Here is a 25,447-nt window from a genome sequence, read left to right as displayed (position 1 = left end):
CAATTTAGATTTCTCTTTAGAATAAAAAGACATTTTATACTGCATGACTTTAATAGTCATTTTCATGGGCTTTGGAACAACATTTTAGCAAGTTCAGCTGCTGAACCAGCGATAACGACCCCGATTGCCCACCGTACAAATGTATCTTTTCCGATGTAGCGCCCTGCATAACCAATTGCTAAGCACAAAAGTATCACAGCAGCAGCAATAGGGATAAGTAGCTTTAAGTCATCTCGGAGTTTTTCTAAAGCACCTTTTGCAGTTGTTAATTGTTGAGCATATACAGGATTGGCCATAAAAAATACAGTTAAAGCTGCAGAGATTGCCGTAATTTTATTATTATCGTTCAATTGAAAATTGATTAATTTTTTCATATTGTTCAACCTTATCACATTGTATTAGGCGTAAGTAGTTTTCCCATAAAATTAAGGAATAATTTTATTGATGTGCAATAAAAGTATTAAAGTCTAAAATTCTTTTTTCACAAATAAACATTTCGTATTTAATATATTTATCAGTTCGGTTTAAATAATAAACCAGCAAGTTCAGCTGCTGAACCAGCGATAACGACACCAATTGCCCACCGTACAAATGTGTCTTTTCCGATGTAGCGCCCTGCATAACCAATTGCTAAGCACAAAAGTATAACGGCAGCAGCAATGGGGATAATATCTTTCAAGTCTTTTTGGAGCGCTTTTAAAGCGTTGTCTGCAGGAGTTAAAACTACTGCTTGGGCTAACACAGGATTGGCCATAAAAAATACAGTTAAAGCTGCAGAGACTTTAGTAGTTTTATTTCTAATTATTGTTTGAAGGGTATTTGATTGTTTCATATTGTTTATCTCAATTTAGATTACAGTTAGTATAAATAATTTCTTTTTTCGATATAGTTTTTATTGTGCTAAATAAAAACACAGAAATCTAATCTTCTTATTTCCTAAAAGAAATATTTTATGTCTAAAATATTTATCAGTTTGGTTTAAATAATAAATTGGCAAGTTCAGCTGCTGAACCAGCGATAACGACCCCGATTGCCCATCGTACGAATGTATCTTTTCCGATATAGCGCCCTGCATAAGCAATTGCTAAGCACAAAAGTATTACGGCAGCAGCAAGAGGGATAATCGCTTTTAAATCTTTTTGGAGTTCCTCTAAAGCTTTTTTTGCAGTACTTAAACCTGCTGCTTGGACACATGTAGGATTTGTCATAAAAAACACAGTTAAAGCTGCAGAAAATGCAGCAATTTTATTACGAGCTGTTGTGTGAAGAATATTTAATTGTTTCATGTTCTTTACCCTGATTAAGATTAAAACTCCCACAAATGACCCCTCGTTCATGAAGAAACTTAAAAAGATATTTTGGATCAGCCCAAGTTCTTAGTTTTCCTCTTTGTGTAAGTAACGTATATTTATTTGGCTTTCCGGTGATTGGATCGTCGGAAATAAACGTGAAATACCATTCTCTTTCTGAAAGCATCACGACTGTAATCTCACGTGCTGCTTTTTGACTAAATGCTATATCAACGCTGTTTTGTTCTATCATTTTCATTATCTTTGCCCTCAATTAGAAGAGATTTTGTTCAATCTTACTAATTAGAGCTTTAACATTTTCTTATCTACCTTTCATTATAATATCCTATCAAATTTCTGGAGTTTCGTGAAAATATCAGTCTTCACTCTGCGATCTTCTCGATGAAGAAAAATCTTCAGCTGAAAAAGCATCGCGGGCGCTACTTTCTTTATGTGTAAATGCATCTTCTTCTCCTTTTGAAGAGAGAGAAAGAGAATCTACTTTAGTTGTCTGTTCTGGTTCTTCTTTTTTAAGCTTTACAGGCTCCTGCAAGTCTTCATTTCCTCGTACAGCAGCTTTTACTCCAACATATGAAGTAATTTTTTGCATACGGGTGTGGCTTGAGTTTTCTGTATTGTAAAAATTCAGCACAGACTGCAAAGTCGCTTTTTCAAAGACGCACTTTGATGTTGTTTGTTCATAGCAGTAAGTTAAAGCGCTTTGTGCAGCTGTAAGATTTCTGCAAAAATCAAATGCATCAAAAAGAGAAAACAATTTCACATTTCCAACACCAATTTGCCCTAAAATTATGTTAAAATTATGTTCACTCTGTTCAGCTGTTGCGATTGTTTCCTTAAGCTGAGATGATTGATAGAAGAAGTTATCTTTATCATCTGTTACATAGACATTGTCCCGCTCTTCTTGTTTGGCGATAACTGAAAATGCTATGGGGGGCGTATTGGATATGTATGCAGCAGCAAAAAATGTGAAATCTGGAACAATCATTAGCAATACACCTTATTACGAAGAATTTTATTAATACAAATGCTAATTCTTTGTGGTGCTTTTTCTCGTTGTCTTTTGATTGTATAAATTTGCAGAATGAGATTGTTTAGCTTAGAATATTCTTTGTGATTATTGCTTTGTTTTCTTCTAAGAAGATTTCTAATATATGCGAATATCCAACCAACAAGATACAAGTGTTGAATAAAATAGAGCACATTACGCCAACCAATATTATTGGAATCACGAAAAAAGGCGCTGCTTTTAAAAAATAATAATCTTTGATACTGTATTGAAGCTGCTTGTTTTATATAATTCTCTAGTTGCAAAAATTTTTTCAAAAAAAATTTATACGAAGTAAAAAGCCGTTGTGTGTAAGGGGAGGTTTTACTGTTATAATGAACTACACTATCATTATACAGAGAGGGCTTGTTCTTTGTTGCGTATTGCCATAATTTATAGAGTGACGATTTATATTTACTTTTGACTACTGATTCATGAGAGTCAGAGAGGTGTGATGGTGTTTGAGCACTGCATTTAGTAGTTCCAGTAATTGAACTGAAAAAAGATGCAGTGGTGGTGGTTGATATACCAATAAACAGTTCTTTGTGGCTCAAAGCACATCTCCGTCAAAGTGATATATGTATCGTAATTTTAATTTCGATAATAAATGGACAAAAATTGTCTATAATTGTGTTTAAAATATGGCAAAAAGAAATTCTTTTTTGCAAGGGGAGTAATTAAGGTGAATGATCTCAAGAATATGAATTTTGATGAGCTACAAGAGATGCGTACACAAATCGATGTGGAATTAAAAAAACGGCAAGCAAAGGAAAAGCAAAATGCGCGACGAAAAATTCTTGAAATTGCTAATGCCCATGGAATTGATATCGCTGATCTTGTGAGCAAAGAGCGCCATTATAGAAATCCCAATAACCAATGGGAATTATGGAATGGGCGTGGACGTAGACCTAAGTGGATTAAAGAGTGGTTGGAGAATGGGTATACACTTGATGAACTCGAAGTAACGTAACACGTGTGCGATATTCACAAGATAAGGGAATACTAAGGAATGTAAATGCAAGAAGTATGCTCTTTTGGGTAATTTGATTGTATAAACATACTGAACAAATATATTGAAGTATTGAGTTACCAAATACAACAATAGGGAGCGTGAACAATTTATTTAAATGCAAAGGTCTTGTTGTCATAATCTGGCAAGCATAATGATGATGCCAGGTTGAAATATTGTAATTGCTTTTGGCATTTGAGAGAGGGGGGTATTTTACTTCTTTTTATCGTTTCATTAACGTTGCTCTTTTTAGTCTATGTAAATAAAGAGTTTTATTGATTATTTACAAAAATGGTCGAAATGAGAATAATTTATTGCATAGGGATTTTAACTCAATATGTAAAATGATAATTTTATCAATTAATATGTTAATAAATTAGCATACTTATATTTTTGAAATACTGTTCTGTAGAACAAGCCTGATGTTATAGATTTTGTTTGGGCTTTTTTCTGTAAGATTATATATGAGGCATTTACTTTATTTATCGTTAGTTGAGATGAGTGAGTGTGTAGAAAATGGAAAATTTCTATGGCTGTTATGGGTTTTATAGAATTTATGACATATTTCTGAGCGTTTGTGATTAAAATTCATTTATGGGCGTTTATGAATAATGAATAAAGAGTGTATTTGAAAATAAAAGGATTGGATCATTTCTATTGCGGTTTATTTTCTTTTATGGTGTGAAATAGGGGAGGTATGCAGGTTTACAATTGTGTGTGATGGTATAGAGTACAGAACACTTTGTTATATATCAGAATATTTTTTTCTAAAATCGTGTGGTATTCCACAATAAGTTGTTAGATGGTTAGTCTGAGAAACAGAATGCCCCAAATGGAATACATTTGTGTTTCCAATTTACGCGCTTTTTTAAAAGAAAAGTTTTTCAATGCAACTAAGCTTATTTTATGGTGCTTCTCGTGAATAGTATAACGTAAAAGCCCCTATGATCATATAAAATTCATTGTACACCACCATTTTTACTTCAATAAAAAGTATAAGCCGGCATCCTTATACACTTTACTCGCCTCCAATATTGCTAAAGTCCTTAGTTCTTGAGAGAGGGAGGCTTTTGTCGCTTTGTTTAATTGTTTTTATTTATACGACACTTTCGCTTGTGATGTGCAAGCGAATGATTTTGATTGCTTCAACATGTAGAGAGATTTGAAATAAGGGTATTTTATGATCTTTAGATTTCTCACTCAATATGAGAACAATGAACTTATTATTATAAATAAAAGTGTTGTGTGCTAAAAAATCTTGTTTATTTTATTATGCCGTGAAATGGCTTCTTTTAAAGTGTGGTGATATAAAGCAACAACCTCTTTGAGACATTAAACGTTTTTTTCAGTGCGTAGTGAATATTCTCATAATGTAGCTTGCTTGTCGAGTCTTATGTTGAGTGAAATATGGGAGGAGGAAGTCAAGAAAAAATTACTCGACAGGAATCCGGTTTGTAAACAGATTGGATGAGATAGGAATTTTTTGTTCTTTGAAGGAGGAAGGCAAAGGTTGTAAAATAGTATGAATTTTTTCTTAAAGTGGGAAGCCGTGTAGAAGACGTGGGGCATTTGGAGTGAGTCCGGCAGCTTCTTGAATGAAGTATTTTTTTATTTTTGGCGCTTGATTAATGATTCCAAGGCCGGTATCGCGGAGCATCCGTAAAAGAAGGCTATCATTAGAAAAGAGTTTATTAAGCCAATCATTGCTTAAAGCCATACGGACAATTTCAAAACGTCTCCAGCTTTGATAGCGCTCTAAAGCCGTGAGGGAGCCAATGTCAAGACCTAGTCGTGCTGTTTCAATAATCACTTCAGCGAGGGCAGCGCTATCGCGTAATCCTAAATTGAGTCCTTGTCCTGCAATGGGGTGGATGGTATGGGCGGCATCGCCAACGAGAGCAAAACGTGGTTTAACGCATTGACGTGTTAAAGAAAGACTCAAAGGAAAAGCTTGACGTTCGCCATCCCAAGAGAGTTTGCCTAACCGATGGCCAATGCGTCTTTCGAGTTCTGTTTCAAAAATAAGTGCATCAGCTTTGAGATAATATTGCGCAGTTTTATGATCTTCATTCCACACAATGGCGGATCGGTTGCCTTTGAGAGGGAGAAGAGCAAAAGGACCGGCAGGTAAAAAATGTTGAATTGCTTGACCATTATGGGGTTTTTCATGTTCAACTGTGCAGATGATTGCTGTTTGTTTATAGGGATGAGAAAAATTTTTCAGACCAGCTTTTTGGCGTAATTTCGAATGGGCTCCGTCAGCTGCAATAAGCAATTTTGTTTGCCAAACCTCTTCATTATTTAAAGTGACGGTTGTATGTTGGTGTTCTTGATGAAAATCAATGACACGCGTGTTTGTAATAACAGGGATATTGAGATCTTTGACACGTTTTTTTAAAGTGTTGATGAGTTCTCTATGCTCTACCATAGCAGCAAAGGGCTCACCAGGGGTAATGTCGCCTTCAAAGGTTAAAAGGGTGGGTTTGACAGGATCACTAGTGCTTGCATCTGTGATGATCATTGAATGAATGGGTTGTGCATAGGGTTTTATAGGTTCCCAACATTGTAATTGTTTTAACATACGAATAGAAGCAGCAGCAAGGGCAATGGTTCGTATGTTAGAAGCAGGGGTATCTCCTTGTGGAGCAGCATCAACGATTTTTATTTTCAGAGTAGGGGCTGTTTGCTTGAGTGCTATCGCTAGGGTTAAACCGACAGCTGCCCCCCCTGCAATGAGAAGATCACATTGTTTAGTTTTATGAGATTTAATTTTTTTATTGGGTTGTACGTCTTTATTGCGATTAGAACACACAATACTTCTTCCATTGTTTATAGTTTGCTTTCTTTTAAAAAGAATATCTTTTTACATTGCCTAAAATAACTTAACTTTTACTTTTCTCTCTCTCTTTTTATAAAAATGAGGTTCCTTTTTAGTGCCAATCTTATGGTAGATTAATTTTTCAGAGTTTTTCTGCTTAATCATTTATGTGATTCATTTTACAGATTTATCGGATAAGCTTTTTTTTGAATATCATCTTCAATTCTTTTTACACTTGGTTGATAAAAAAGAAAACTAAAAATAAACAAAGATGGTCATGTATTTTTTAAGTTGTGTGAGTTACTTCAGTATGCCTGTCCTGAAGGGGGACATTTCGTTAGTATGGTAGATAAAAAATTGTGGTCATTCGTGATGGTTAAAACAGTATTCATATTTTGCCGTTATCATGATGTAGCGTAAAAAACATCATCTGTTTAGGAAGGTGTCTATAGGATCCATGTAACACTTTACACATGAGGTGTTTTTTGGTTGATCGTGTGATAAATATTCAGGGAGAGCTTTTTATGCGCCTTATGAAGGATTGTTTCTTAGGGTGGTGGTATATGAATGATATGAAGTGGTTAGAAGGTAGAACGCGCTAGATAAGAAGTCGGATTGTTTACAGGCTATTTGTTTACAAATCGGCACAGAGTTTAAGCTTCATGCTTTTTTAAGAGAGAGAGGGAGTTATAACTCTTTAAAATATGAAATTTTTGTATTTGGAATTGATAGATGCACCGAAGTTCTTCTCCTTATGATTCATTAGAAGTGCGAAATTCTCAAGGTTCGCGTCTTATTGAGATGTTTTTACGTCAGATAGGGGTATTTATTGGGCTTGGGCTTTTGGGCTTTATTATTTTTTGTGTGTTTGCTTTGGCGACGTGGAATGTTGCGGATCCATCTTTAACCCATGCAAGTACAAATGAGGTTACAAACCTTATGGGGTGGATGGGGGCAATTTTTTCAGATTTTATTATGCAGTTTTTTGGCTTGGCAAGTCTTTCTGTTTTGTTGCCACCGTTATTTTGGTCTTTTCTCTTGTTGGCGCAAAAGAATATCTACAATTTGACTTTGCGCTTTTTTTTATGGGTGCTATCAACGATTTGTTTTTTAATTGCTTTTGCCCTTATGTCACCTGTTGCTTCTTTTACTTATTGGCCATTGCCAATGGGATTGGGAGGGGTTTTAGGAGATAAAGTTTTAAGTGTTGCTTCTTCAGTCTTTCCTCTTTTTCTTTCTCCTCCTTACACGGTGTTTTTCAGTGTTGTTTTTATTCTTTTAGGTTTTTTCACCGCTGCTTTTGCTGGTAATGTGATATGGCGGCGTCGAACAAAGAAAAGAAAAGAAAAAAGCATTCCAAAAGACGAAATCGTTAATCCAGTCTTTGAGTTGGAAGAAGATACGGAATATGCCGCAGAGGAGGATCGTGAAAATCATGGTTTTTTTGCGACAACTTGTGGCGCTCTTTTGCATCTTTTTTATTTTTTACAAGCGCGTTTTTTTCGTTTATTTTGTTTCAAAAGGCGTTTTCAGAGTAAAGGGCAAGGAAAGCCATTTGATCGGATTGAGCCAACTTTTTTGGGTGAAAAAGTAAAGTGTGAGAAAAATCAAAATAAAGCCTATGTTTCTCCTGTTAAAAATCGAAAGTCTTTAACAGCTTCTTCAAATGGTGGTTTTGTTCTTCCTCTTGTAGATTATCTTTCGGTTCCACCACCGTCTGTTAGGGATGCAAAACTTTCTCCTGCTGTTTTAAGAGCAAATTCTCAGGAACTTGAAGGGGTTTTGTTAGATTTTGGGGTCAAAGGAAAAATTATAGATGCTTGTCCTGGACCGGTAGTAACTTTGTATGAATTTGAACCGGCTGCAGGCATTAAGTCCTCCCGTATTATTGGTTTGGCAGATGATATTGCACGCTCGATGCGTGCGATTTCAGCGCGTGTTGCGGTGGTTCCAGGGCGCAATGTGATTGGAATAGAATTGCCTAATGCAAAGCGTGAGATGGTTTATTTACGAGAAATGTTGCAGGCGCAAGAATTTATTGACAGCAAAGCAAAGCTAGGACTTGCTTTGGGTAAGACAATCGGAGGAGAAGCTGTTGTTGCAGATTTAGCAAAAATGCCCCATCTTTTGGTTGCTGGTACAACAGGATCAGGAAAGTCTGTTGCTATCAATACAATGATTTTATCATTGCTTTATCGTATGACACCTGAACAATGTCGTCTCATTATGGTGGACCCGAAAATGCTTGAGCTTTCGGTTTATGATGGCATTCCCCATTTATTAACACCCGTGGTGACAGATCCTAAAAAAGCCGTGATTGCTTTAAAGTGGGCTGTTCGTGAAATGGAAGAGCGCTATAGTAAAATGTCAAAACTAGGCGTTCGTAATATTGATGGGTTTAATGCACGTCTTAGGGAAGCTGCAAGTCAGGGAGAGACAATGGTGCGGACAATTCAAGTTGGATTTGATCGCGAGACCGGTGAGCCTCTTTATGAAACGGAAACACTTGATTTTAGTCCTATGCCCTATATTGTTGTCATTATTGATGAAATGGCTGATTTGATGATGGTTGCTGGGAAAGATATTGAAGGAGCGGTTCAACGTTTAGCACAAATGGCACGTGCTGCCGGTATCCATGTAATTATGGCGACACAGCGTCCTTCCGTCGATGTTATTACTGGGACGATCAAAGCCAATTTTCCTACACGCATTTCTTTTTCTGTGAGTTCCAAAATTGATAGCCGAACAATTTTAGGCGAACAGGGGGCCGAGCAATTATTGGGACAAGGAGATATGCTCTTTATGATGGGAGGAGGACGTATTCAGCGTGTGCATGGGCCTTTTGTTGCGGATGATGAAGTGGAGCAGGTTGTTGCGCATCTCAAAGAGCAAGCACGACCTGATTATTTAGAAACAATTACGCAAGAAGTTGAAGAGGATGGTGCTGATGTTTCTTTGTCTTCTCCTTCAGAAGATGATCCCTATAGTCAAGCTGTTGCTATTGTGCTTCGTGATCGTAAGGCTTCAACCTCTTATATTCAACGCCGTTTAGGCATTGGTTATAACCGCGCTGCGACATTGATTGAGAGGATGGAAGAAGAAGGTATTATTAGTCCAGCAAATCACGCAGGGAAACGAGAAATTTTAGTGCCGGCTGAAGAAGAACGCTTTTGAAAAATATTTATAGTTGTTTTTTATAATACCTTGTAAAACAAGTGTTTATCCTATTGTATCGTAGAAAGTCTGCATTTTCATATACCAGCTCTCAATTTGCGATAGCTCCTTGGTACTTGAGACTCCTTATAAGGGGATTCTTTATCTTATATAACTTTTATCCATACACCAACCTTGCTTGTAACGTGCAAGCAAATGATTTGAATTGATTCAATATGAGAGAGTATGTGATGAGAGAATCTTATTGTATTTGGCGTTATGATTTAAGTTAAAAAGATAAATTATTATAAATCAATATCTTGGTATAAAATAATGTCATTGCGAGTGTAGAGGGGGGGTAAAAGCATGTAAGGTTTGGTATTTAAGTGTCTTTTTAAGTGCGCTCTAAATATTTAGGGCAAGGCTGATCTGTCGAGTCTTAATATAAATGAATTATATGGGGTGGGAAGCTAAGTGAAATTTGCTAAACTCCAAACTGTTTACAGAGTGGTTCGGATGAAGATTTTTATTCTTTTGGGTGGGAAGGAAGTCAAAAAAGCATTTTTGACACTTAAAAGAGCTTTCAGGTTCGCGAGTAATATGTTTAGTCCTTAATCCATTATGTATTGACTATAATTTATGTTGCTTCATAGATTAGGGGTGGGAAAGAATATATTATGCGTTTAGAAAATCAGCAGAAAAGCAGGAAAATTTGATGATTTCGGAAACATAAACGCAGACTGGTTATTTGGAAACGATACCGAAAGAGATCGCAAGAAATAAAGAGGGATGTTTCTTTAGCAGATGATTCCTATTGTCAAGCTGTTGCTATTGTGCTTCGTGATCGTAAGGCTTCGACTTCTTATATTCAATGTCGTTTAGGCATTGGTTATAACTGTGCTACAACATTGATTGAAAGGATGGAAGAAGAAGGCATCATTAGTCCAGTAAATGATATGGGTAAGCAAAAAGTTTTGGAGACTGTCGAAGAAGAATACTCTTGAAAATCTTTTGATATTTTTTTCAAACAATATCTTTATCTTATAAAGATAGGTATTTATTCGTCGTTGATCACTTAAGTTATGAATTATAAAGTTAATTAAGTATTGCTTGGGAGCATTTTTTATGAAAACGTCTTTTTTACCGCAAAGAAGAATCTTTGGGTTGGTGGGAATTATTATCTTTTGGTGTTTAACTTTTCCTGTTTTTTCGCAAGTATCTAATAAAGTGATAAAGGCGCAAAATGTTGTGAATCACTTTGCGGCAATCAAAACAATGACAGGTGATTTTATTCAGTTTAGTCCAAAGGGAAAAATGTCTCAGGGGACATTTTATTTAGAGCGTCCAGGGAAAATTCGTTTCATTTACAAAAAAATGCCTTTACAAATTATTGCAGATGGCCAATTTGTGGGTATTAACAATCGGGCTTTGAATACTTGGAACTTTTCACAACTTTCGCAAACGCCAATGAAGTTTTTGTTGGATGATAAAATTGATGTATCTTCTGGGCGCTTGTTGGCATTTCGCGAAGATCCAGGGGCTGTGACGATTGTTCTGCGTGATAAAACGATTGGGGCAGGGCAAATAAGGATGGTTTTTGATTCTAAAGGCTCTGCTTTGCGGCAGTGGACAATTGTTGACCAACAAAATTTGGAAACTACTGTGCAGGTTATGAATGTGCGGACAGACGTCCGGTTCGCTAATGGGATGTTCACGCTTCCTTCGAAGAAATGAAGAAAGAGTGTTACGTTATTTGGATTAAAACAAATGTTCTTTCGTATTGCGACTTGGAATATTAATTCTATTCGTTTGCGTCTTGCACAGGTTTTTCAGTATTTGGAACTCTTTTCCGCAGATGTTTTGTGTCTACAGGAAACAAAATGTCCAGATGCTTTATTTCCAGTGGAGGCTTTTGAAGCAGCGGGTTATAAGCATATCGCATTGAGTGGACAAAAATCTTATAACGGGGTGGCTATTGTTTCTCGTTTGCCTTTTAAAAAGGTAGAAAAACGTTTTTTTTGTCAAAACCAAGATTGCCGGTATATCTCAGTTATTGTGGAAGCCCATGGGAGAAGCTTGCGGATTCATAATTTTTATGTTCCTGCTGGGGGAGATATCCCTGATGCTGATGTGAATGAAAAATTTCGTCATAAGCTTGATTTTTTAGAAGAAATGTCTTCCATTCGTGCGGATCACGGCGATGGTCTTTCTTCTCTTTTGGTGGGAGATTTAAATATTGCTCCTTTGGCAGAGGATGTTTGGTCTCATCAGCAATTGTTGAAGGTTGTAAGCCATACTCCCATTGAAACCGAGCGTTTACAGGATTTGTGTTGTCAAGGTGGATGGGTTGATCTGATGCGGTTGCATATTCCTGTTCCTACCAAGCTTTACACATGGTGGAGTTATCGTGCTCGCGATTGGGCATTTACCGATTATGGGCGGCGGCTTGATCATGTTTGGTCTTCTCAAGATTTAGCACCTTTTGTTGTAGATCTTTCTATTTTTCGTGATGCGCGCGGATGGGAACATCCTTCAGATCATATTCCTGTGCAAACTGTATTTGATTTTTCACGTCAAGTTTGAAATAAGAGGTAAATAAAGTATTAATATTAAATAATGATTCTGAAAGAATGCGGGAGACTGGATGTATATCAGAAATCTCAAATGGGGCGCTTCTCGTGGATTATTTTCTAGTGTCTTGTTGTGTTTGCTTTTGTCAGGATGTATGGTTGGTCCTAATTACCAGAAAACATCTTTTCGTGTTCCAGCAGTTTGGGGAGAAAAATCTGCACAGACTGCAGGGCAGTCCGTTGCGCTTGCCGGATGGTGGCGGCATTTGAATGACCCTGTTCTAGATGCGTTAATGGATTATGCTATTTCTGGAAATAATAATGTTGCTGTTGCCAAAGCTCGGGTACGTGAGGCGCGTGCAGGTTTAGGGCAGGTTGTGGGAACTCTTTTGCCAAATGTGTCCAATTCAATTTCAGGAACCCGTAGTCGTTCTGGACAGTCTGATGCATTGTTAAACCAGTATAGTAGTGGTTTTGATGCAAGCTGGGAGCTGGATTTTTTTGGTGGGCATAAACGTGCGGTTGAAGCAGCGCGTTATGGCCTTGATGCGGCTGTGGAAGATATGCGTGCTACCATGGTGACATTACTAGGAGATGTGGCAACAAATTATGTGCAAATGCGTGGTTGGCAACAAAAGTTGTTTATTGTGCGGCAAATTGCTGTCTCACAACGTAAAACTTATGAACTGATGCGCGCTAGATTAACAGCTGGTGATGTTTCTGAGCTTGATGTTTCAAATGCGCAAGCGCAGATGGCAAATACAGAGGCAGATATATCACAGATGGAAGCGAATGTAGCAATGAGCGTTCATCGCCTCTCTGTCTTAACTGGTCGTGTGCCTACGGCATTGAAGGATCTTTTACAAAAAAATGCTAAGCATGCAAAGATTCCACAACCACGCTGGCCGATACCAGCAGGAATTCCAGCTGATATTTTGTTAACACGTCCGGATTTACGACGGGCAGAGCGTCAATATGCGCAAGCGACAGCACGGATTGGTCAACGTGAAGCAGATCGTTATCCATCACTTACTTTAACAGGTAATATTTCAACAGCAGCAACGGCAATTGATCAATTATGGAAAAATTCAACGATTGGCTGGTCTTTTGGACCTGGTCTTCGTTTTCCTCTTTTTAATGGAGGTCAGGTCGAGGCTTCTATTGCGGTAGCGCGCGCGCAGCGTGATCAAGCTTTTATTACTTATCGAGCTGCTGTGTTGGAAGCTTTAGAAGATGTAGAAAATGCGCTTGTAAGATTAACGAAGGAACATCAACGCTTAGAAAAGCTAATCGTTGCGAATAAAGCTTCTCTTCATTCCTTAAAACTTTCACGGAGCCTTTTTGAGAATGGAAATACTAGTTTTCTTGAATTGTTAAATGCTGATCGCTCTTATTATTCTGCACAAATGGCGCTTAAAGATAGCCGTGTTTCTTTGGTTACGCAATATATCACGTTGATGAAAGCATTGGGGGGAGGCTGGGATGGCGTTGTTGATGTATCGCGTCCAGAAGTCGTTGATAATGCACCTCGTTCGCGTGCAAAGGTAGGGAAATGAAAAAAAACTTACTCAAAAATTTCATTACAAAACATAAAAAACTTTCCTTCTTTTTAACTGCTATATTTCTCATTCTCTTGTTGTTATGGTTACGTTCTGTTTTTTTTGGAACATCTACTCCAACTTATATAACAGCGGTGGTGAAGCGTGGGGATATTGAGGAAAGTGTTTTAGCTTCTGGTCTTGTACGTCCTTACCGGTTGGTGGCTGTTGGTGCGCGTGCAACAGGGCGTGTGGTGTCAATGCGTGTTTCCCCTGGGAGTGTTGTGAAAGAAGGCGATCTCTTGGCAGAAATTGATCCTACAGATCAGGAAAATGATTTAAAAAGAAAAAAAGCAGCATTATCGCATTATTATGCGAATTTGGTAGAACAAGAAGCCTATCTTTCTCTTGCACAGAAAAATTTAGAGCGTCAGAAAAAAATGATCGAAACACGTGCGATTTCACGGGCGAACCTCGATGAGGCTGCGACACAGGTGAAAATACGCGAGGCGCAAATTGAACAACTTCGTCAGCAGATTGTGCAAGCACAAATTGATGTGGAGAGTGCAGAGGTTAATTTAGGTTATACACGCATCACTGCCCCTTCAGCGGGAACGGTTTTGGCAACAGTTGTGGAAGAAGGGCAGAATGTGAATGCGGTTCAGTCGGCGCCAACAATTGTTATTTTGGGTGATTTATCAAAGATGACGATCAAGGCGCAAATCTCAGAAGCAGATATTCTTAAAGTCCGAGCTGGACAACCACTTTATTTTACAGTTTTAGGTAATTCACAGCGTCGTTATGAAGGCGTTTTAGAAAAAGTAGAGCCGGCTCCTGAAGCAATTCGTGCTGATGTGAGTATTAATCCTGGTATGGTGAGTGGTTCTAGTGCTTTAATATCATCGGCTATCTATTACAATGGAATTCTACATGTTGATAATGCGGACAATTTTTTGCGAACCTATATGACTGCTCAAGTTCATATTATCTTAGGGCGCGCGCAGAATGTCTTGTTGGTTCCAAGTGATGCTTTACGCGATGAGACAAGAGAGCGTAAAGCATGGGTTTCTGTTTTGGTGGGGGAAAATAAGGTGGTTACTAAACAGGTGAGTGTTGGGTTGAATAATAAGGTTATGGCAGAGATTATTTCAGGACTTAACGAGGGTGATGTCGTCATCACCAGTTCGTCTGATGGAGTGATGCCAGAGTCTTCTAACATGCATAGCGAAGACGAGAGTTAAAGCATGAGCACAAATCAAGCAGATGCTGTCTTCGTCTTGGAAAATATTGTGCGCAAATTTCCTGCGGGCGAAACGTTTGTTACCGTTTTGAAAAACATCAATCTTACCATTAAACGTGGTGAAATGGTGGCAATTGTAGGTGCTTCCGGTTCAGGTAAATCTACCTTGATGAATATTTTAGGCTGTCTTGATCGTCCAACTTCTGGCCGTTATTGGATCTCTGGTAAAGAAACAGCTTCTCTTTCTGCGGATGAATTGTCGGCTTTACGACGTAATCATTTTGGTTTTATTTTTCAGCGCTACCATTTGTTGAATGAATTGACAGCTCTTGGTAATGTTGAAATTCCGGCTATTTATGCGGGATGTGCCGTGGAAGCAAGAAAAAAGCGTGCACAGGATCTTTTAACGCGTTTGGGCATGGGTGATCGGATAAATCATCGTCCAAATCAGCTTTCCGGTGGTCAGCAACAACGTGTTTCTATTGCTCGGGCGCTCATGAATAATGCGGAGGTCATTCTTGCAGATGAACCAACTGGTGCATTGGACAAAAAGAGTGGGCAAGAAGTATTGCATATTTTGGATGAACTTCATCAAGAAGGGCGTACTATTATCATTGTAACCCATGATATGCAGGTGGCTGAAAGAGCAGAGCGTATTATCGAAATCAGTGATGGGGAAATTATTGCTGATAAGCGGTCAAGGGTTGCAAAAACAAAAGTTGGTAGAAAATCTCTTCAGGAACAACAAAATCTAAAAGGCCAACAAAAACTGGGCTTTTTTCGTTCTTTTTTTGAGCGATTCCGTGAGGCGTTTGTGATGGCTCTGTTGGCAATGAATGCACATCGTATGCGGACTTTTCTAACAATGCTTGGGGTGATTATCGGTATTGGGGCGATTATTGCTATGGTGGCTTTAGGGAATGGTACACGAGAGAAAATTCTGGAAAATTTTAAAAGTTTGGGTACTAATACATTAACCATTTTTCCTGGTAAAAGTTTTTCTGATCCACAAGCAGAAAAAATAACCAGTTTGGTTGAAGCTGATGCAGAAGCCTTGTCTGGATTACCTTATGTTTCTGGTGTAACACCACAGATTTCAGCAAGCTCGAAAGTGCGTTTTGGTGCAGTTGAAGTCAATGCCGTCATTGCGGGGGTGGGAGAACAATTTTTTCAGACACAGGGGCTCAAAGTTTTCAAAGGACAGTTTTTTGATCAAAAAAGTGTCCTTGATCGGGCGGTTGATCTCGTGATCGAGAAAGAAGCATTGTCTGTTCTTTTCCCCCATAGCTATGAAAGCCCCCTTGGAAAGGTGGTGCATGTGGGGAATGTTCCAGCGCGTATTATTGGTGTTGTTGATTCGCAAAATAATGCAAGTGGAGATACATCAAATACGTTACAGCTTTATTTGCCCTATACAACAGTGCAGACACGTTTTCTTGGCACAACAGAAGTTCGTGCAATTACTGTTAGAATTGCTGATGATATTGATTCACATTTAGCGGAGACCATGATAAAACGTTTTCTCATTATGCGGCATGGTGGGGAGGACTTTTTCATTAGAAATTCTGAATTCTTCCGTGAACGTGTTATGGAGAGTACAAATATTTTAACACTTTTAATTTCTTCAATTGCAGCTATTTCCCTGATTGTGGGGGGTATTGGGGTGATGAATATTATGTTGGTCACTGTTTCTGAGCGGATCAATGAAATCGGCGTGCGTATGGCAGTTGGTGCACGGCAAAGTGATATTTTACAGCAATTTCTCATTGAAGCGATTTTGGTTTGTGTGATTGGTGGTGGTTTGGGGATCTTGCTTGGGCTTTCTATCGGTGGCTTATTTCTTCTGTTTAAGGCGCCTATCCATTTGGTTTATACTATTGAATCGATCATTATGTCTCTTACTTTTTCAACACTCATTGGAATATGTTTTGGCTTTTCTCCAGCGCGGCAAGCTTCACGGCTTGACCCTGTTGTCGCTCTTTCACGCGATTAAGCTTTATCAATTGGGTCATGTTTGTTCGTGATGCTTTCCACTTGGATGAAGCGTTTATGAAGCGAAACATGAATGGGAAAAGTTTGGCATTATTTGCTGCTCTATTTTAGAAAACGCTTTGTTTATTAAGTGGAGCATACCACTAGAGGTGAACGTTTCTTATAGCACACCACATCATGTGAGATATGATAGGCATATAAGCCTTCTTGAGGCATTGAATGTTTTGAGAATGCATAATGAATATTTTTAAATCTTTCTTGTCGAGTCTTATGGAAGTAAATCCTATTAAGGAGAAGTTAAATGGAACCCGTTAGAATGAGATTGCTTGCAGACTGAATTTTGTTAAAAATCTTCGTCTTCTGAGATATGAAGAGGAGAACAAATGAAATAGATTGCGCGACGGTTCTTAAGATTTAATTTAAAAAGAGGCGGGGAAGTGAATAGTATATCTGCTAACAAACAAAAGAACAAAAAAGAAGGTTGATGCCAAAAACAGCTTAAACCTCCATTCTTCCAAAAAAATGAACTGGTATCGAGATAGCTGAGAAGTTTAAGAGGTTTCGTTTAGTATTTTTAAGATTTTCGGAAAAGAGGTTATGAGTATTTCTCACTTTTGGTTTTGCAGAGGGTGGTGCAAATTATAGGTGTTTAGGTTTATGCAAATAAATTATGATCGTGCTCAAGTTTTAAAATGTGACCTAAGACACAGCCATTTTCTGTTCCTTTATGCGAGTAACTTAGCTTTCTTTAGAATATTTTGTTTAAGGCATCGCTTTTTTCTGCCTTATCTCATGATTTTGGAGCTGAAGGATAAACAAGCCATTTGAGTTTCTAGGGTAAGGATGCCGTCAGATACTCGGTAGGGGGGCGTGATCTTAAGAACTAATACCGTGAAACGCGGGTTTGATTTAATGGTTTTGGTGAGGAAGACAAAAAGTTTGAGAGGCGGATAGCTTCTTATTTTGAATGATGTATGAATGAAAAGGGCTTTCATTTATTGAAAAAGAATAAGCTCATATTCAGCAGGTGTGAGGTGAAGTAAGAGAACATCGTAATACCAAGCTGCAGTTATGCTGCTAAAGAACATAATGGCGCTAGTGATGAGCAATGGTATGTCTAGTTGGTATGGTGGTTATTCTTCCTCCTGCTACAAGTCCGATACAGGGCGCCATTGGTTTGCACATTCACGGGCTTGTTTTAAAGAGACATCTCTTAAGGCACCCAATCCCATTCACGACGGCGCTCGTGAATGGTACAACGGTAAATCCATTGAGCACCTCCATCTTTACGCTTATGAAGTAACAAGCCGGCACCATCATTATATTTGCCAGCTCGTGGGTGTTGCGATAGACCTTGCATTAAGACGGTTCATAAGAGCCATTTTTAGTCATTTCTTGTACAGTTTTTATCCACACACTCATCCCGCTTGTGATGTGCAAGTAAGTGGTTTTAGTTGATTCAACATAAACAGATTTGAAATGAGAGAATCTGATGATATTGAGAGCTCTCATTCAAGTTGTAGCGTAATAAAATTTCATTATAAATCAATATGTTGTATGTAATAAAGCACCTTAGGCAGTGAGGTCGTTAAAATTATGACGCATGAGCTTTAGCGGCAGTGATGAATATTCTCAGGCAGGGGTTTTCTTGTCGAGCTTTATGTGAGTAAACCATATAAATGGGGAAGCTGAGAGGAACCTGTCCAGAGAAAGTGAACTGTTTACAAATCGTTGCTGATAGGAATCATCGTCCTTTGAGATGTTGAGAGGAAATCACAATTCTTATGAAATCTGTCTTTTGAGGTGTTCTGATATTGAAGTGAGCAGGTGGAACGCGTTAGACAAGAAGCTGAGTTATTATTGTTTACAGATCAATAGAGTTTAAAAATTTTCGTTCTTTTTTGGGGAGGAAACCAGACAAAAAGTGATCTTAGAGAGCAAAATGATTTCAAAAAAGATTGCGATAAAAAACGTGAGGTATTTGTAGCGGTGTGCGTTTTTAGCTTATTCCTATCTGTGATCTAAAATGCTCTTAAGAAGATGCTTTTTAGAATAAGAGATTGTTACTAATATATTGACTTATAATGATAGTTTAACATTCTCTCTGTTGAATGAGAAATCTAACTATTATAAATTTTCTTATTTTAAATCTATTAAAATTATTTTTTTGCATGTCATACGAGGTTGGTATGTTCGTGTTTAAGAAAGGCGTAATGCATGCCTCTTACCAATCATCCCAAGAGGCTTGAGCTATCGTAATACTTGGGGGCGGCAAAATATAGGGTGGGGCGGTTTGCATTTTTATGAAGCGTAAAGACGGTGGTATAAATAGATCTCTATAACAAGTCTGAAGATCTTATAGTTGTCTGGGGGCTCTATTTACAAGAGCTTATATATTGAGATGGCATGTACAGATCCCGTGCTGTGAGATATGTTTGGGATGTAAGAGATGTTTTGGGTGAATGTGCAATACAGTGATACATGTATTGTGGGGTGTTCTGTGTTGTATGAAGGTAGCTCTGTCGAGCTTTTATAGAAGCAACCTCTTGTGGAAGAGTATGAGAGAAAGGTATGAAGAGGTCAGAAGATGGCAAGGTTTTTAAAAAGTCAGAAGGATAAAGATTAGAATGCGGTTCTGATATAGACTTGGAGCGTTTTAATATATTGGAATATAAGAATGCGGATTTGATTGATCTGTTGTATTGCGCTTTCAGCATTGTTCTTTTTAACAGGATAGGCAATGAAATGGATATCAGGCATTAAATATTTAAGTTCTCGCATCGAGCGCCACACATGGTAATCATGGGTGACGATATAAAGGGTTTTATAGTGGTGTTTTTTGATCCAATCGGCGCTTTCTTTAGCATTTCCTCTGGTGTTAATCGCTTGATGCCCGATGTCAATACAACAGGAGATAAGCCGTCGGGTAATATGCATGTTATGCATGAGACTTTTCAGGTTGGTTGTGGTATTTACACCACTGATGAGGAGACGTGAACCAAGCCCCCTTTGTAAGAGATTAAGTCCTGTCTCTATTCGGTTTTCTCCGCCTGTCAGCACAATGATGGCATCAGCTTTGGGGAGAGGCTGTGGGGGAGAAAGTCGTTCAGTTTTTTCAGAAAAAATGATAAAACCGCTCCAGAAAATGAAAACAATGATTGAAAGAGTAAGGGTTGTCGGTGGAAAATAGCGAAATAAAAAGCGGGGAGACCAACTATAGTGGAGCCGTTTTGGAAGAGGACGTTCTAAATTGTTTTGCGTCAATGAGTTGTAAGTGTTGTGAGTCATAAAATTAAAATAAACCGTTTTCACATTGATCGATTTTTTTCAGTTGTGTTAAAATAGTCATGCGGTTTGTAAGGGTGGTAAGAAAAGAAACGAAAATAATAAGAAAAATGATTTTTCCGTAGGGGATGGAACTTATGGAAAGATGTCCAAACAAAGCTGTTATTTGGCTAGCTTCCACTCTTCCCAAGTTATAATTCGTCCAGAGACAAAAGGCTGAAAACAGAAATATGCTTGTAAGACCACCATATAAAGAACCACGCAGCGCGGTTTTAAAAAAATGCCAGTCAAATTGGCGGGCAATGAAAAGAGTTTCAGTACCAAGGAAATATAAGACATTGATAATATGTGTATTTTCTGCCAATGCATTGCGGGTGGCAAAAATGATGGTGAGGATAAGAGAGCCTAGAACCAATGCTAAAATTGAAAAACCAATGAAAACAGTGGTGTGTGCCATGGTCGCAAAACGATGAACCCAAACACGGTGATCATCAAATTGACCTCCTGGAATTTGGGTTTTAATGGCGTGATTAATGGCTGCAAAATTGATTTTTTCATCCCCATTCAGGGTCACAATGATGAGGCGGGGAAGGGGTAGTTCATTGACATTGAAGCCTGTTCCAAGCCATGGCTCCAGTAACTTTTCTGTAGCTTTTTGGTCAACAATTTTTGCATCTTGTACACCAGAAAATGTTTTAACCAATTGTACGGCATCACGGAGTGCTTTGTTGATATCAACATTGTCAATGGGGCGTATTTGTATTGTTGCTTCATAGCTAATCTGATTACTCCAATTTTGGGCGGCATGTTGGACTAAATCAACACCGATTAAGGTGAGGCTTGAAAGAAATGTCATAATAGCAATTACGGCAACCAATGCTTTTCCAGAAATATTACCACTGGGAATAATCGCTGTTGTATTTTTTTTATTGCTTGTAAAAATGGGGAAAGACTTATTCATGAATCGTCATCCGTCCGTTATGGAGAAGCATACGCCGTGCTGCAACTTGTTCCATTAAGGCAATATCATGGGTGGCAATGATAACAGCCGTTCCAAAACGGTTTAATTCAATAAACAAACGGAGGAGGCGTTTTGCCAAGGGCGGATCGACATTTCCAGTGGGTTCATCGGCAAGTAGAATTTCAGGTTGATCAATGAGTGCGCGTGCAATGGCTACCCTTTGTTTTTCCCCACCGGAAAGAACCGGTGGTAAAACATGAATATGATCTCCAAGACCTACCCAACAGAGAAGATCTTCCACTTCACTGCGATAGGTTGCTTCTTCTTGTCCTTTAATGCGTAAAGGTAAGGAGACATTTTCATAAGTGGTCATGTGGTCGAGTAAACGAAAATCTTGAAAAACCACACCGATACGTTGTCGCAGCGCAGGGAGCTCTTGTCGTTTGAGTAATGCTGTGTCTGTTCCAAAGAGATCAATATGACCGCGGGTGGGTTTGAGTGCCAAAAACATAAGACGCATCAGCGACGTTTTCCCTGCTCCAGAGGCACCTGTGAGAAATTGAAATGATCCAGGAGGAATATGAAAGCTAATATCACGAAGGACCTCAGGGCCCATTCCATAGCGTAGGCCGACATTTTCAAAATGAATCACTTTTTATTATTACTCCTGATTTTATATTGCATCATTTATTCTAAAAACTCTTACTTTCATTGCTTTAGATTTTTGTTGTAAGCTTGTTTATTTTAGATTTCATGGTTTTCAATATTTTTTATACACCCTCGTTATAGATAAATATTTTTGCTCAAGAATATTATCACTTATACTTTCTTTTTTTAGCTTTATTTATGATTTTAGCAGGAATTTCAAAGGGATTCTAGCATAAACATCAGAACTATTTTTCCTTCTTACTCAGAGGCTTTTTTTGCATTGAGTGGACATTGGGTGATTTTAAAAAGCTATGTTGCTCTTTTTATCTTACTTTCTTATTCTTGTTCGCATCCCAATCTTGAGGTTTTTGCTTAAATTATTTCTTACCTGTTATGAAAAAAAGCGTTTGTTGTTAGAATGATTGAGCTTCTCATGCATTGTTTTGTTTTTTATTCTCCTTGGTGGTTTTCGTAATAATGCTGAGATAATTTTAGCAAAAAAAACAAAAACCACCGTATGTTGTATTGCGTCGTGTTTTTTAGTTTTGTCGGTTGGCAATCAGATCTTCAACAACTTGTGGTTCGGCAAGGGTTGAAATATCTCCGAGAGTATCAAAATCGTTTTCAGCGATTTTTCGTAAAATACGTCTCATAATTTTCCCTGATCGTGTTTTGGGAAGCTGCGGAGCAAACTGAATTTTATCCAATATGGCAATAGAGCCTATTTCTTGTCTCACATGCTTGATAAGGTCTTTTTGCAATTCTTCACTTGGCTCTGTTCCTTCCATGAGAGTCACAAAACTATAAATTCCTTGTCCTTTAATGGGATGCGGGTAACCCACAATAGCTGCTTCTGATACAGCGGGATGAGAAACAAGAGCTGATTCAATTTCAGCAGTTCCTAACCTGTGCCCCGAGACATTGAGAATGTCATCAACTCGTCCTGTGATCCAATAATAACCGTCGCTATCGCGCCTACAGCTATCGCCTGAAAAATATTTTCCTTTATAGGAGGAAAAATAAGTTTGAATAAAGCGTTCATGATCCTTATAAAGTGTGCGCATTTGTCCGGGCCATGAATCACTGATACAAAGATTGCCTTCTGCTTCACCTTCTAAAACATTGCCTTGGGCATCAACAATTTGGGGTTGAACACCAAAAAAAGGACGTGTGGCCGATCCTGCTTTGAGGGGTGTTGCACCGGGCAAGGGCGTGATCATATGCCCTCCTGTTTCCGTTTGCCACCATGTATCGAGAATCGGACAACGGTCATTTCCAATTATATGATAAAACCATTCCCATGCTTCTGGATTAATCGGTTCTCCTACCGTGCCTAAGAGACGCAACGATGTTCTGTTTGAGTGTTCAACAAACGAATTTCCTGCTCCCATTAAGGCGCGGATAGCTGTTGGTGCTGTATAGAGCGTATTGACTTGGTGTTTGTCGACAATTTCCCAGAATCTGCCTTTGTCAGGAAAGGTTGGTGTGCCTTCAAACATTAAAGTGGTCGCACCATTGCATAAAGGTCCATAAACCAAGTAAGAATGACCGGTTATCCAACCAATGTCAGCCGTGCACCAGTAAACTTCATTGGGGTGGTAATCAAAAACATATTGGTGAGTCATCGAGGCAAAAACAAGATAGCCCGCTGTGGTATGCAAAACACCTTTAGGTTTGCCTGTTGAGCCTGAAGTATAAAGAATAAAAAGTGGATCTTCAGCATTCATTGGTTCTGGTGGACAAGCTGTTTTGGCATGAGCTATCTCTTCGTGGTACCAAAAATCACGCCCCTCTACCCATTGAATGGGTCCACAAGTTCGCCGTATAACCATGACTTGGTCCACCTGCACGTTTTGGCGCGCGGCTATCTCAATGGCATGATCAACATTGTCTTTTAAGTTGATCCGTTTGCTGCCACGCAAGCCTTGATCAGCGGTAATAATGAAGGTTGATTCACAATCGACAAGGCGTCCTGCTATTGCCTCAGCAGAAAATCCAGCAAAAATAACCGAATGAATAGCTCCAATGCGAGCACAAGCAAGCATGGCATAGGCTGCTTCGGGTACCATGGGGAGATAAATGGTTACTTTATCGCCTTTCTTAATGCCACGGCTTTTCAAAAGATTAGCAAAACGACAAACATGTTCATAAAGCTCGTTATAGGTTATTTTTTTATCATGATAAGGATTATCTCCTTCCCAAATGAGCGCGATTTTGTCTCCATGGATTTTCAGGTGGCGATCAATGCAATTATAGGTAACATTTGTTATCCCATCTTCGTACCATTGAATGGAGACATCTCCGTTAAAAGAAGTGTTTTTTACTTTTGTAAAAGGTTTAAACCATTCAATGCGTTGACCATGTTTTGCCCAGAAGCTTTCTGGATCATCGATGCTTTCTCGATACCATTGTTGATAAGTTTCCTCATCGAGTAAAGTATTTTTTTTGATCTCTTCTGATACTGGATAGATTTTTTCAGTCATGTTTCCCTCTTTTTATTGTTTTGAAAATCTGCCTCTGTATTTTTGTATGGTTATATTTGTGGCAGAGTTTTCCCAAAAGCTTTTCATTGTGAGGTTAGACTAAATGACAAAGATTAGAATAGTCAATTTTTAAATCTGATACGTTTTTCTTAAAAAGGTATTTTATGCTTTTAGGATATTTAAATGTGGCAAAGTCTATTGCGGTATAGAGCCTTTTATAAACGCACAAAGGCATTAAAAAATATCATATAAAAAGGGAGATGAAGGTGCTTTATTGATTATCGCTTTAAATGTTTTTTATTTTGTATTCCCTTATTCAAATAAGAATAAGTTCATTAATAATTAATTAAACCAAAATATCAAAAATAATGAAAAGAATTACTGTATATAAAGTTTATTTTATAGTTACTTTCCAAATGTAACTACCATTTTTAAAAACCAATAGCATATATAGGGATAAAGACAATGAGAATACAAAACATTCTTACGATTTCATAACAAATATTCATTATAAAAAAATTCTGATTATAAGATGTGATCCACAATAGATATCTCTGAAAATTATTTTATCCACAGATGTAGATATTTAATTTGGTATATTCTTACAAATATACTTACAAAATTATTTAACTTCAGAGATATCTTTGTCGCTATATGACCGAATGTGCTGCATGAACCAAAAATATTAATTCTCCTTAATTATCTACATTAAAAGTAGTATCATAATGATATATTTCAAATGTCTATCATGTATTTTTAGAAAAATGTCAAAGATAAATTTTAAAAATAACAATAAAAATACTGTATAAATAATATCTATACTATGTATACATGAAATCTTCTTCTTAAGAAGATAATAATATTATTTGCAATATTTTAAAATATAAGAAATATCCCCTGTTTTTCCTTAATTAAAGTTTAAAATTAGAAAAATTAGGCATATGAAAAGTTGAAGTTTTTCTCTTTGTTTACGAGATCGACAAAGGAATAATGATAAAGGAATATCGTTATTGAAATCGTTCTCATTTCCATTGTTTTGCGTGCATGTATTATGCGCATATGCACGGGATTAGTTCTTTTATTTTTCAGGCGGATATTGACTGTATTTTACGCTTTGTAGAGCATAGAAAGGCTCTATGCTATCGTTGACCTTATAGATTGCTATCATGTTGTTTAGCGCGGTTCTTGGTGCTCTATTGAGCATTTGAGATGTTTATTTTGCTCAAGTGACTTACATGAAAGAGTTTTGTTACTGTATTATGTAACCATAAGCCTCTTTTTGTCTGCTTTATGCCATTGGCATGTGGGGAAATTGTTTACGCGTGTTGGAGAAGTTAAGAGAATTCATGATTTTCAATGGAAATCATTGCGATGATCTTATTCAATATTCTTTTG

The 25,447-nt window shown here is 37.9% G+C and carries 18 protein-coding genes and 2 pseudogenes; 8 read left to right on the top strand and 12 right to left on the bottom strand.

The window, feature by feature from the left end; translation table 11 throughout:
- Positions 1–62 precede the first annotated feature (62 nt).
- The 6 genes from trwL (ACFILA_RS03695) to ACFILA_RS03670 form a co-directional block, all read right to left on the bottom strand.
- The gene (gene trwL / locus ACFILA_RS03695) at positions 63–374 is read right to left on the bottom strand and encodes a VirB2 family type IV secretion system major pilin TrwL (protein ID WP_375654617.1); all 312 of its coding nucleotides are present in this window, start codon (positions 372–374) and stop codon (positions 63–65) included.
- A gap of 140 nt (positions 375–514) precedes the next feature.
- On the bottom strand, positions 515–832 hold the full coding sequence (gene trwL / locus ACFILA_RS03690) for a VirB2 family type IV secretion system major pilin TrwL (RefSeq protein ID WP_273790538.1): 318 nt from the start codon (positions 830–832) through the stop codon (positions 515–517).
- A 136-nt stretch (positions 833–968) separates the two neighbouring features.
- Positions 969–1,286 (bottom strand): VirB2 family type IV secretion system major pilin TrwL, encoded by a 318-nt coding sequence (gene trwL / locus ACFILA_RS03685; protein WP_273790537.1) that lies wholly within the window; start codon positions 1,284–1,286, stop codon positions 969–971.
- Positions 1,249–1,548, bottom strand: a complete 300-nt coding sequence (korA, locus tag ACFILA_RS03680) for a KorA family transcriptional regulator (protein ID WP_375660677.1) — start codon at positions 1,546–1,548, stop codon at positions 1,249–1,251. The genes trwL (ACFILA_RS03685) and korA overlap by 38 nt, the downstream gene beginning before the upstream one ends.
- A 117-nt stretch (positions 1,549–1,665) precedes the next feature.
- Positions 1,666–2,295: a TrwN protein gene (locus ACFILA_RS03675; RefSeq protein WP_375660676.1), complete on the bottom strand. Its 630-nt coding sequence runs from the start codon at positions 2,293–2,295 to the stop codon at positions 1,666–1,668.
- Positions 2,295–2,909, bottom strand: a complete 615-nt coding sequence (locus tag ACFILA_RS03670; RefSeq protein WP_375660675.1) for a hypothetical protein — start codon at positions 2,907–2,909, stop codon at positions 2,295–2,297. Before ACFILA_RS03670 ends, ACFILA_RS03675 begins: the two co-directional genes overlap by 1 nt.
- A gap of 128 nt (positions 2,910–3,037) precedes the next feature.
- On the opposite strand from ACFILA_RS03670, the gene ACFILA_RS03665 reads away from it, so the two are divergent.
- Positions 3,038–3,325, top strand: a complete 288-nt coding sequence (locus ACFILA_RS03665) for an H-NS family nucleoid-associated regulatory protein (RefSeq protein WP_015857007.1) — start codon at positions 3,038–3,040, stop codon at positions 3,323–3,325.
- A gap of 1,573 nt (positions 3,326–4,898) precedes the next feature.
- Here the strand turns inward: ACFILA_RS03665 and ACFILA_RS03660 are convergent.
- A complete protein-coding gene (locus tag ACFILA_RS03660) occupies positions 4,899–6,176 on the bottom strand; it encodes a ubiquinone biosynthesis hydroxylase (RefSeq protein ID WP_375658026.1) in 1,278 nt (425 codons plus the stop codon).
- A 738-nt stretch (positions 6,177–6,914) separates the two neighbouring features.
- Here ACFILA_RS03660 and ACFILA_RS03655 point away from each other — a divergent pair.
- From ACFILA_RS03655 to ACFILA_RS03625, 7 genes and pseudogenes are all read left to right on the top strand, one after another.
- Positions 6,915–9,356: a DNA translocase FtsK 4TM domain-containing protein gene (locus ACFILA_RS03655; protein ID WP_375643239.1), complete on the top strand. Its 2,442-nt coding sequence runs from the start codon at positions 6,915–6,917 to the stop codon at positions 9,354–9,356.
- 724 nt (positions 9,357–10,080) lie between these two features.
- Positions 10,081–10,339, top strand: a pseudogene (locus ACFILA_RS03650) (DNA translocase FtsK); the annotation flags it as partial.
- Positions 10,340–10,460: 121 nt separating this feature from the next.
- Positions 10,461–11,069, top strand: coding sequence for an outer-membrane lipoprotein carrier protein LolA (locus tag ACFILA_RS03645; RefSeq protein ID WP_273790530.1), 609 nt, complete (start codon positions 10,461–10,463; stop codon positions 11,067–11,069).
- A 33-nt stretch (positions 11,070–11,102) separates the two neighbouring features.
- Positions 11,103–11,918: an exodeoxyribonuclease III gene (locus tag ACFILA_RS03640; RefSeq protein WP_375660674.1), complete on the top strand. Its 816-nt coding sequence runs from the start codon at positions 11,103–11,105 to the stop codon at positions 11,916–11,918.
- A 61-nt stretch (positions 11,919–11,979) separates the two neighbouring features.
- Positions 11,980–13,461: an efflux transporter outer membrane subunit gene (locus tag ACFILA_RS03635; protein WP_273790528.1), complete on the top strand. Its 1,482-nt coding sequence runs from the start codon at positions 11,980–11,982 to the stop codon at positions 13,459–13,461.
- Entirely contained in the window at positions 13,458–14,684 is a 1,227-nt protein-coding gene (locus tag ACFILA_RS03630; protein WP_273790527.1) for an efflux RND transporter periplasmic adaptor subunit, read from the top strand. Before ACFILA_RS03635 ends, ACFILA_RS03630 begins: the two co-directional genes overlap by 4 nt.
- 3 nt (positions 14,685–14,687) lie before the next feature.
- Entirely contained in the window at positions 14,688–16,676 is a 1,989-nt protein-coding gene (locus ACFILA_RS03625) for a MacB family efflux pump subunit (RefSeq protein WP_375660673.1), read from the top strand.
- Between the two features lie 1,159 nt (positions 16,677–17,835).
- Here ACFILA_RS03625 and ACFILA_RS03620 read toward each other — a convergent pair.
- The 5 genes and pseudogenes from ACFILA_RS03620 to acs form a co-directional block, all read right to left on the bottom strand.
- Positions 17,836–18,057 (bottom strand): annotated as a pseudogene (locus tag ACFILA_RS03620) (Arm DNA-binding domain-containing protein); the annotation flags it as partial.
- Between the two features lie 1,240 nt (positions 18,058–19,297).
- Positions 19,298–19,963 (bottom strand): YdcF family protein, encoded by a 666-nt coding sequence (locus tag ACFILA_RS03615; RefSeq protein ID WP_273790525.1) that lies wholly within the window; start codon positions 19,961–19,963, stop codon positions 19,298–19,300.
- Positions 19,964–19,967: 4 nt separating this feature from the next.
- A complete protein-coding gene (locus tag ACFILA_RS03610) occupies positions 19,968–20,921 on the bottom strand; it encodes an ABC transporter permease (RefSeq protein WP_273790524.1) in 954 nt (317 codons plus the stop codon).
- Complete coding sequence (gene ftsE, locus ACFILA_RS03605; RefSeq protein ID WP_273723097.1) at positions 20,914–21,573, bottom strand: cell division ATP-binding protein FtsE; 660 nt, start codon at positions 21,571–21,573, stop codon at positions 20,914–20,916. Before ftsE ends, ACFILA_RS03610 begins: the two co-directional genes overlap by 8 nt.
- 535 nt (positions 21,574–22,108) lie before the next feature.
- A complete protein-coding gene (gene acs / locus ACFILA_RS03600) occupies positions 22,109–24,052 on the bottom strand; it encodes an acetate--CoA ligase (RefSeq protein WP_375637556.1) in 1,944 nt (647 codons plus the stop codon).
- Between the last annotated feature and the right edge of the window lie 1,395 nt (positions 24,053–25,447).

The organism is Bartonella sp. CL71SXKL, assembly GCF_042194935.1.
Taxonomy (GTDB): Bacteria; Pseudomonadota; Alphaproteobacteria; order Rhizobiales; family Rhizobiaceae; genus Bartonella.
The sequence above is the reverse complement of the archived record's forward strand: the minus strand, read 5'-3'. Positions and strand labels throughout refer to the sequence as shown.

Excerpts from the sequence above, each read along its gene's own strand:
- trwL (WP_375654617.1), bottom strand. The coding sequence starts at position 374 with ATGAAAAAATTAATCAATTTTCAATTGAACGATAATAATAAAATTACG.
- trwL (WP_273790538.1), bottom strand. The coding sequence starts at position 832 with ATGAAACAATCAAATACCCTTCAAACAATAATTAGAAATAAAACTACT.
- trwL (WP_273790537.1), bottom strand. The coding sequence starts at position 1,286 with ATGAAACAATTAAATATTCTTCACACAACAGCTCGTAATAAAATTGCT.
- korA (WP_375660677.1), bottom strand. The coding sequence starts at position 1,548 with ATGAAAATGATAGAACAAAACAGCGTTGATATAGCATTTAGTCAAAAA.
- ACFILA_RS03675 (WP_375660676.1), bottom strand. The coding sequence starts at position 2,295 with ATGATTGTTCCAGATTTCACATTTTTTGCTGCTGCATACATATCCAAT.
- ACFILA_RS03655 (WP_375643239.1), top strand. The coding sequence starts at position 6,915 with ATGCACCGAAGTTCTTCTCCTTATGATTCATTAGAAGTGCGAAATTCT.
- ACFILA_RS03645 (WP_273790530.1), top strand. The coding sequence starts at position 10,461 with ATGAAAACGTCTTTTTTACCGCAAAGAAGAATCTTTGGGTTGGTGGGA.
- ACFILA_RS03640 (WP_375660674.1), top strand. The coding sequence starts at position 11,103 with ATGTTCTTTCGTATTGCGACTTGGAATATTAATTCTATTCGTTTGCGT.
- ACFILA_RS03635 (WP_273790528.1), top strand. The coding sequence starts at position 11,980 with ATGTATATCAGAAATCTCAAATGGGGCGCTTCTCGTGGATTATTTTCT.
- ACFILA_RS03630 (WP_273790527.1), top strand. The coding sequence starts at position 13,458 with ATGAAAAAAAACTTACTCAAAAATTTCATTACAAAACATAAAAAACTT.
- ACFILA_RS03625 (WP_375660673.1), top strand. The coding sequence starts at position 14,688 with ATGAGCACAAATCAAGCAGATGCTGTCTTCGTCTTGGAAAATATTGTG.
- ACFILA_RS03615 (WP_273790525.1), bottom strand. The coding sequence starts at position 19,963 with ATGACTCACAACACTTACAACTCATTGACGCAAAACAATTTAGAACGT.
- ACFILA_RS03610 (WP_273790524.1), bottom strand. The coding sequence starts at position 20,921 with ATGAATAAGTCTTTCCCCATTTTTACAAGCAATAAAAAAAATACAACA.
- acs (WP_375637556.1), bottom strand. The coding sequence starts at position 24,052 with ATGACTGAAAAAATCTATCCAGTATCAGAAGAGATCAAAAAAAATACT.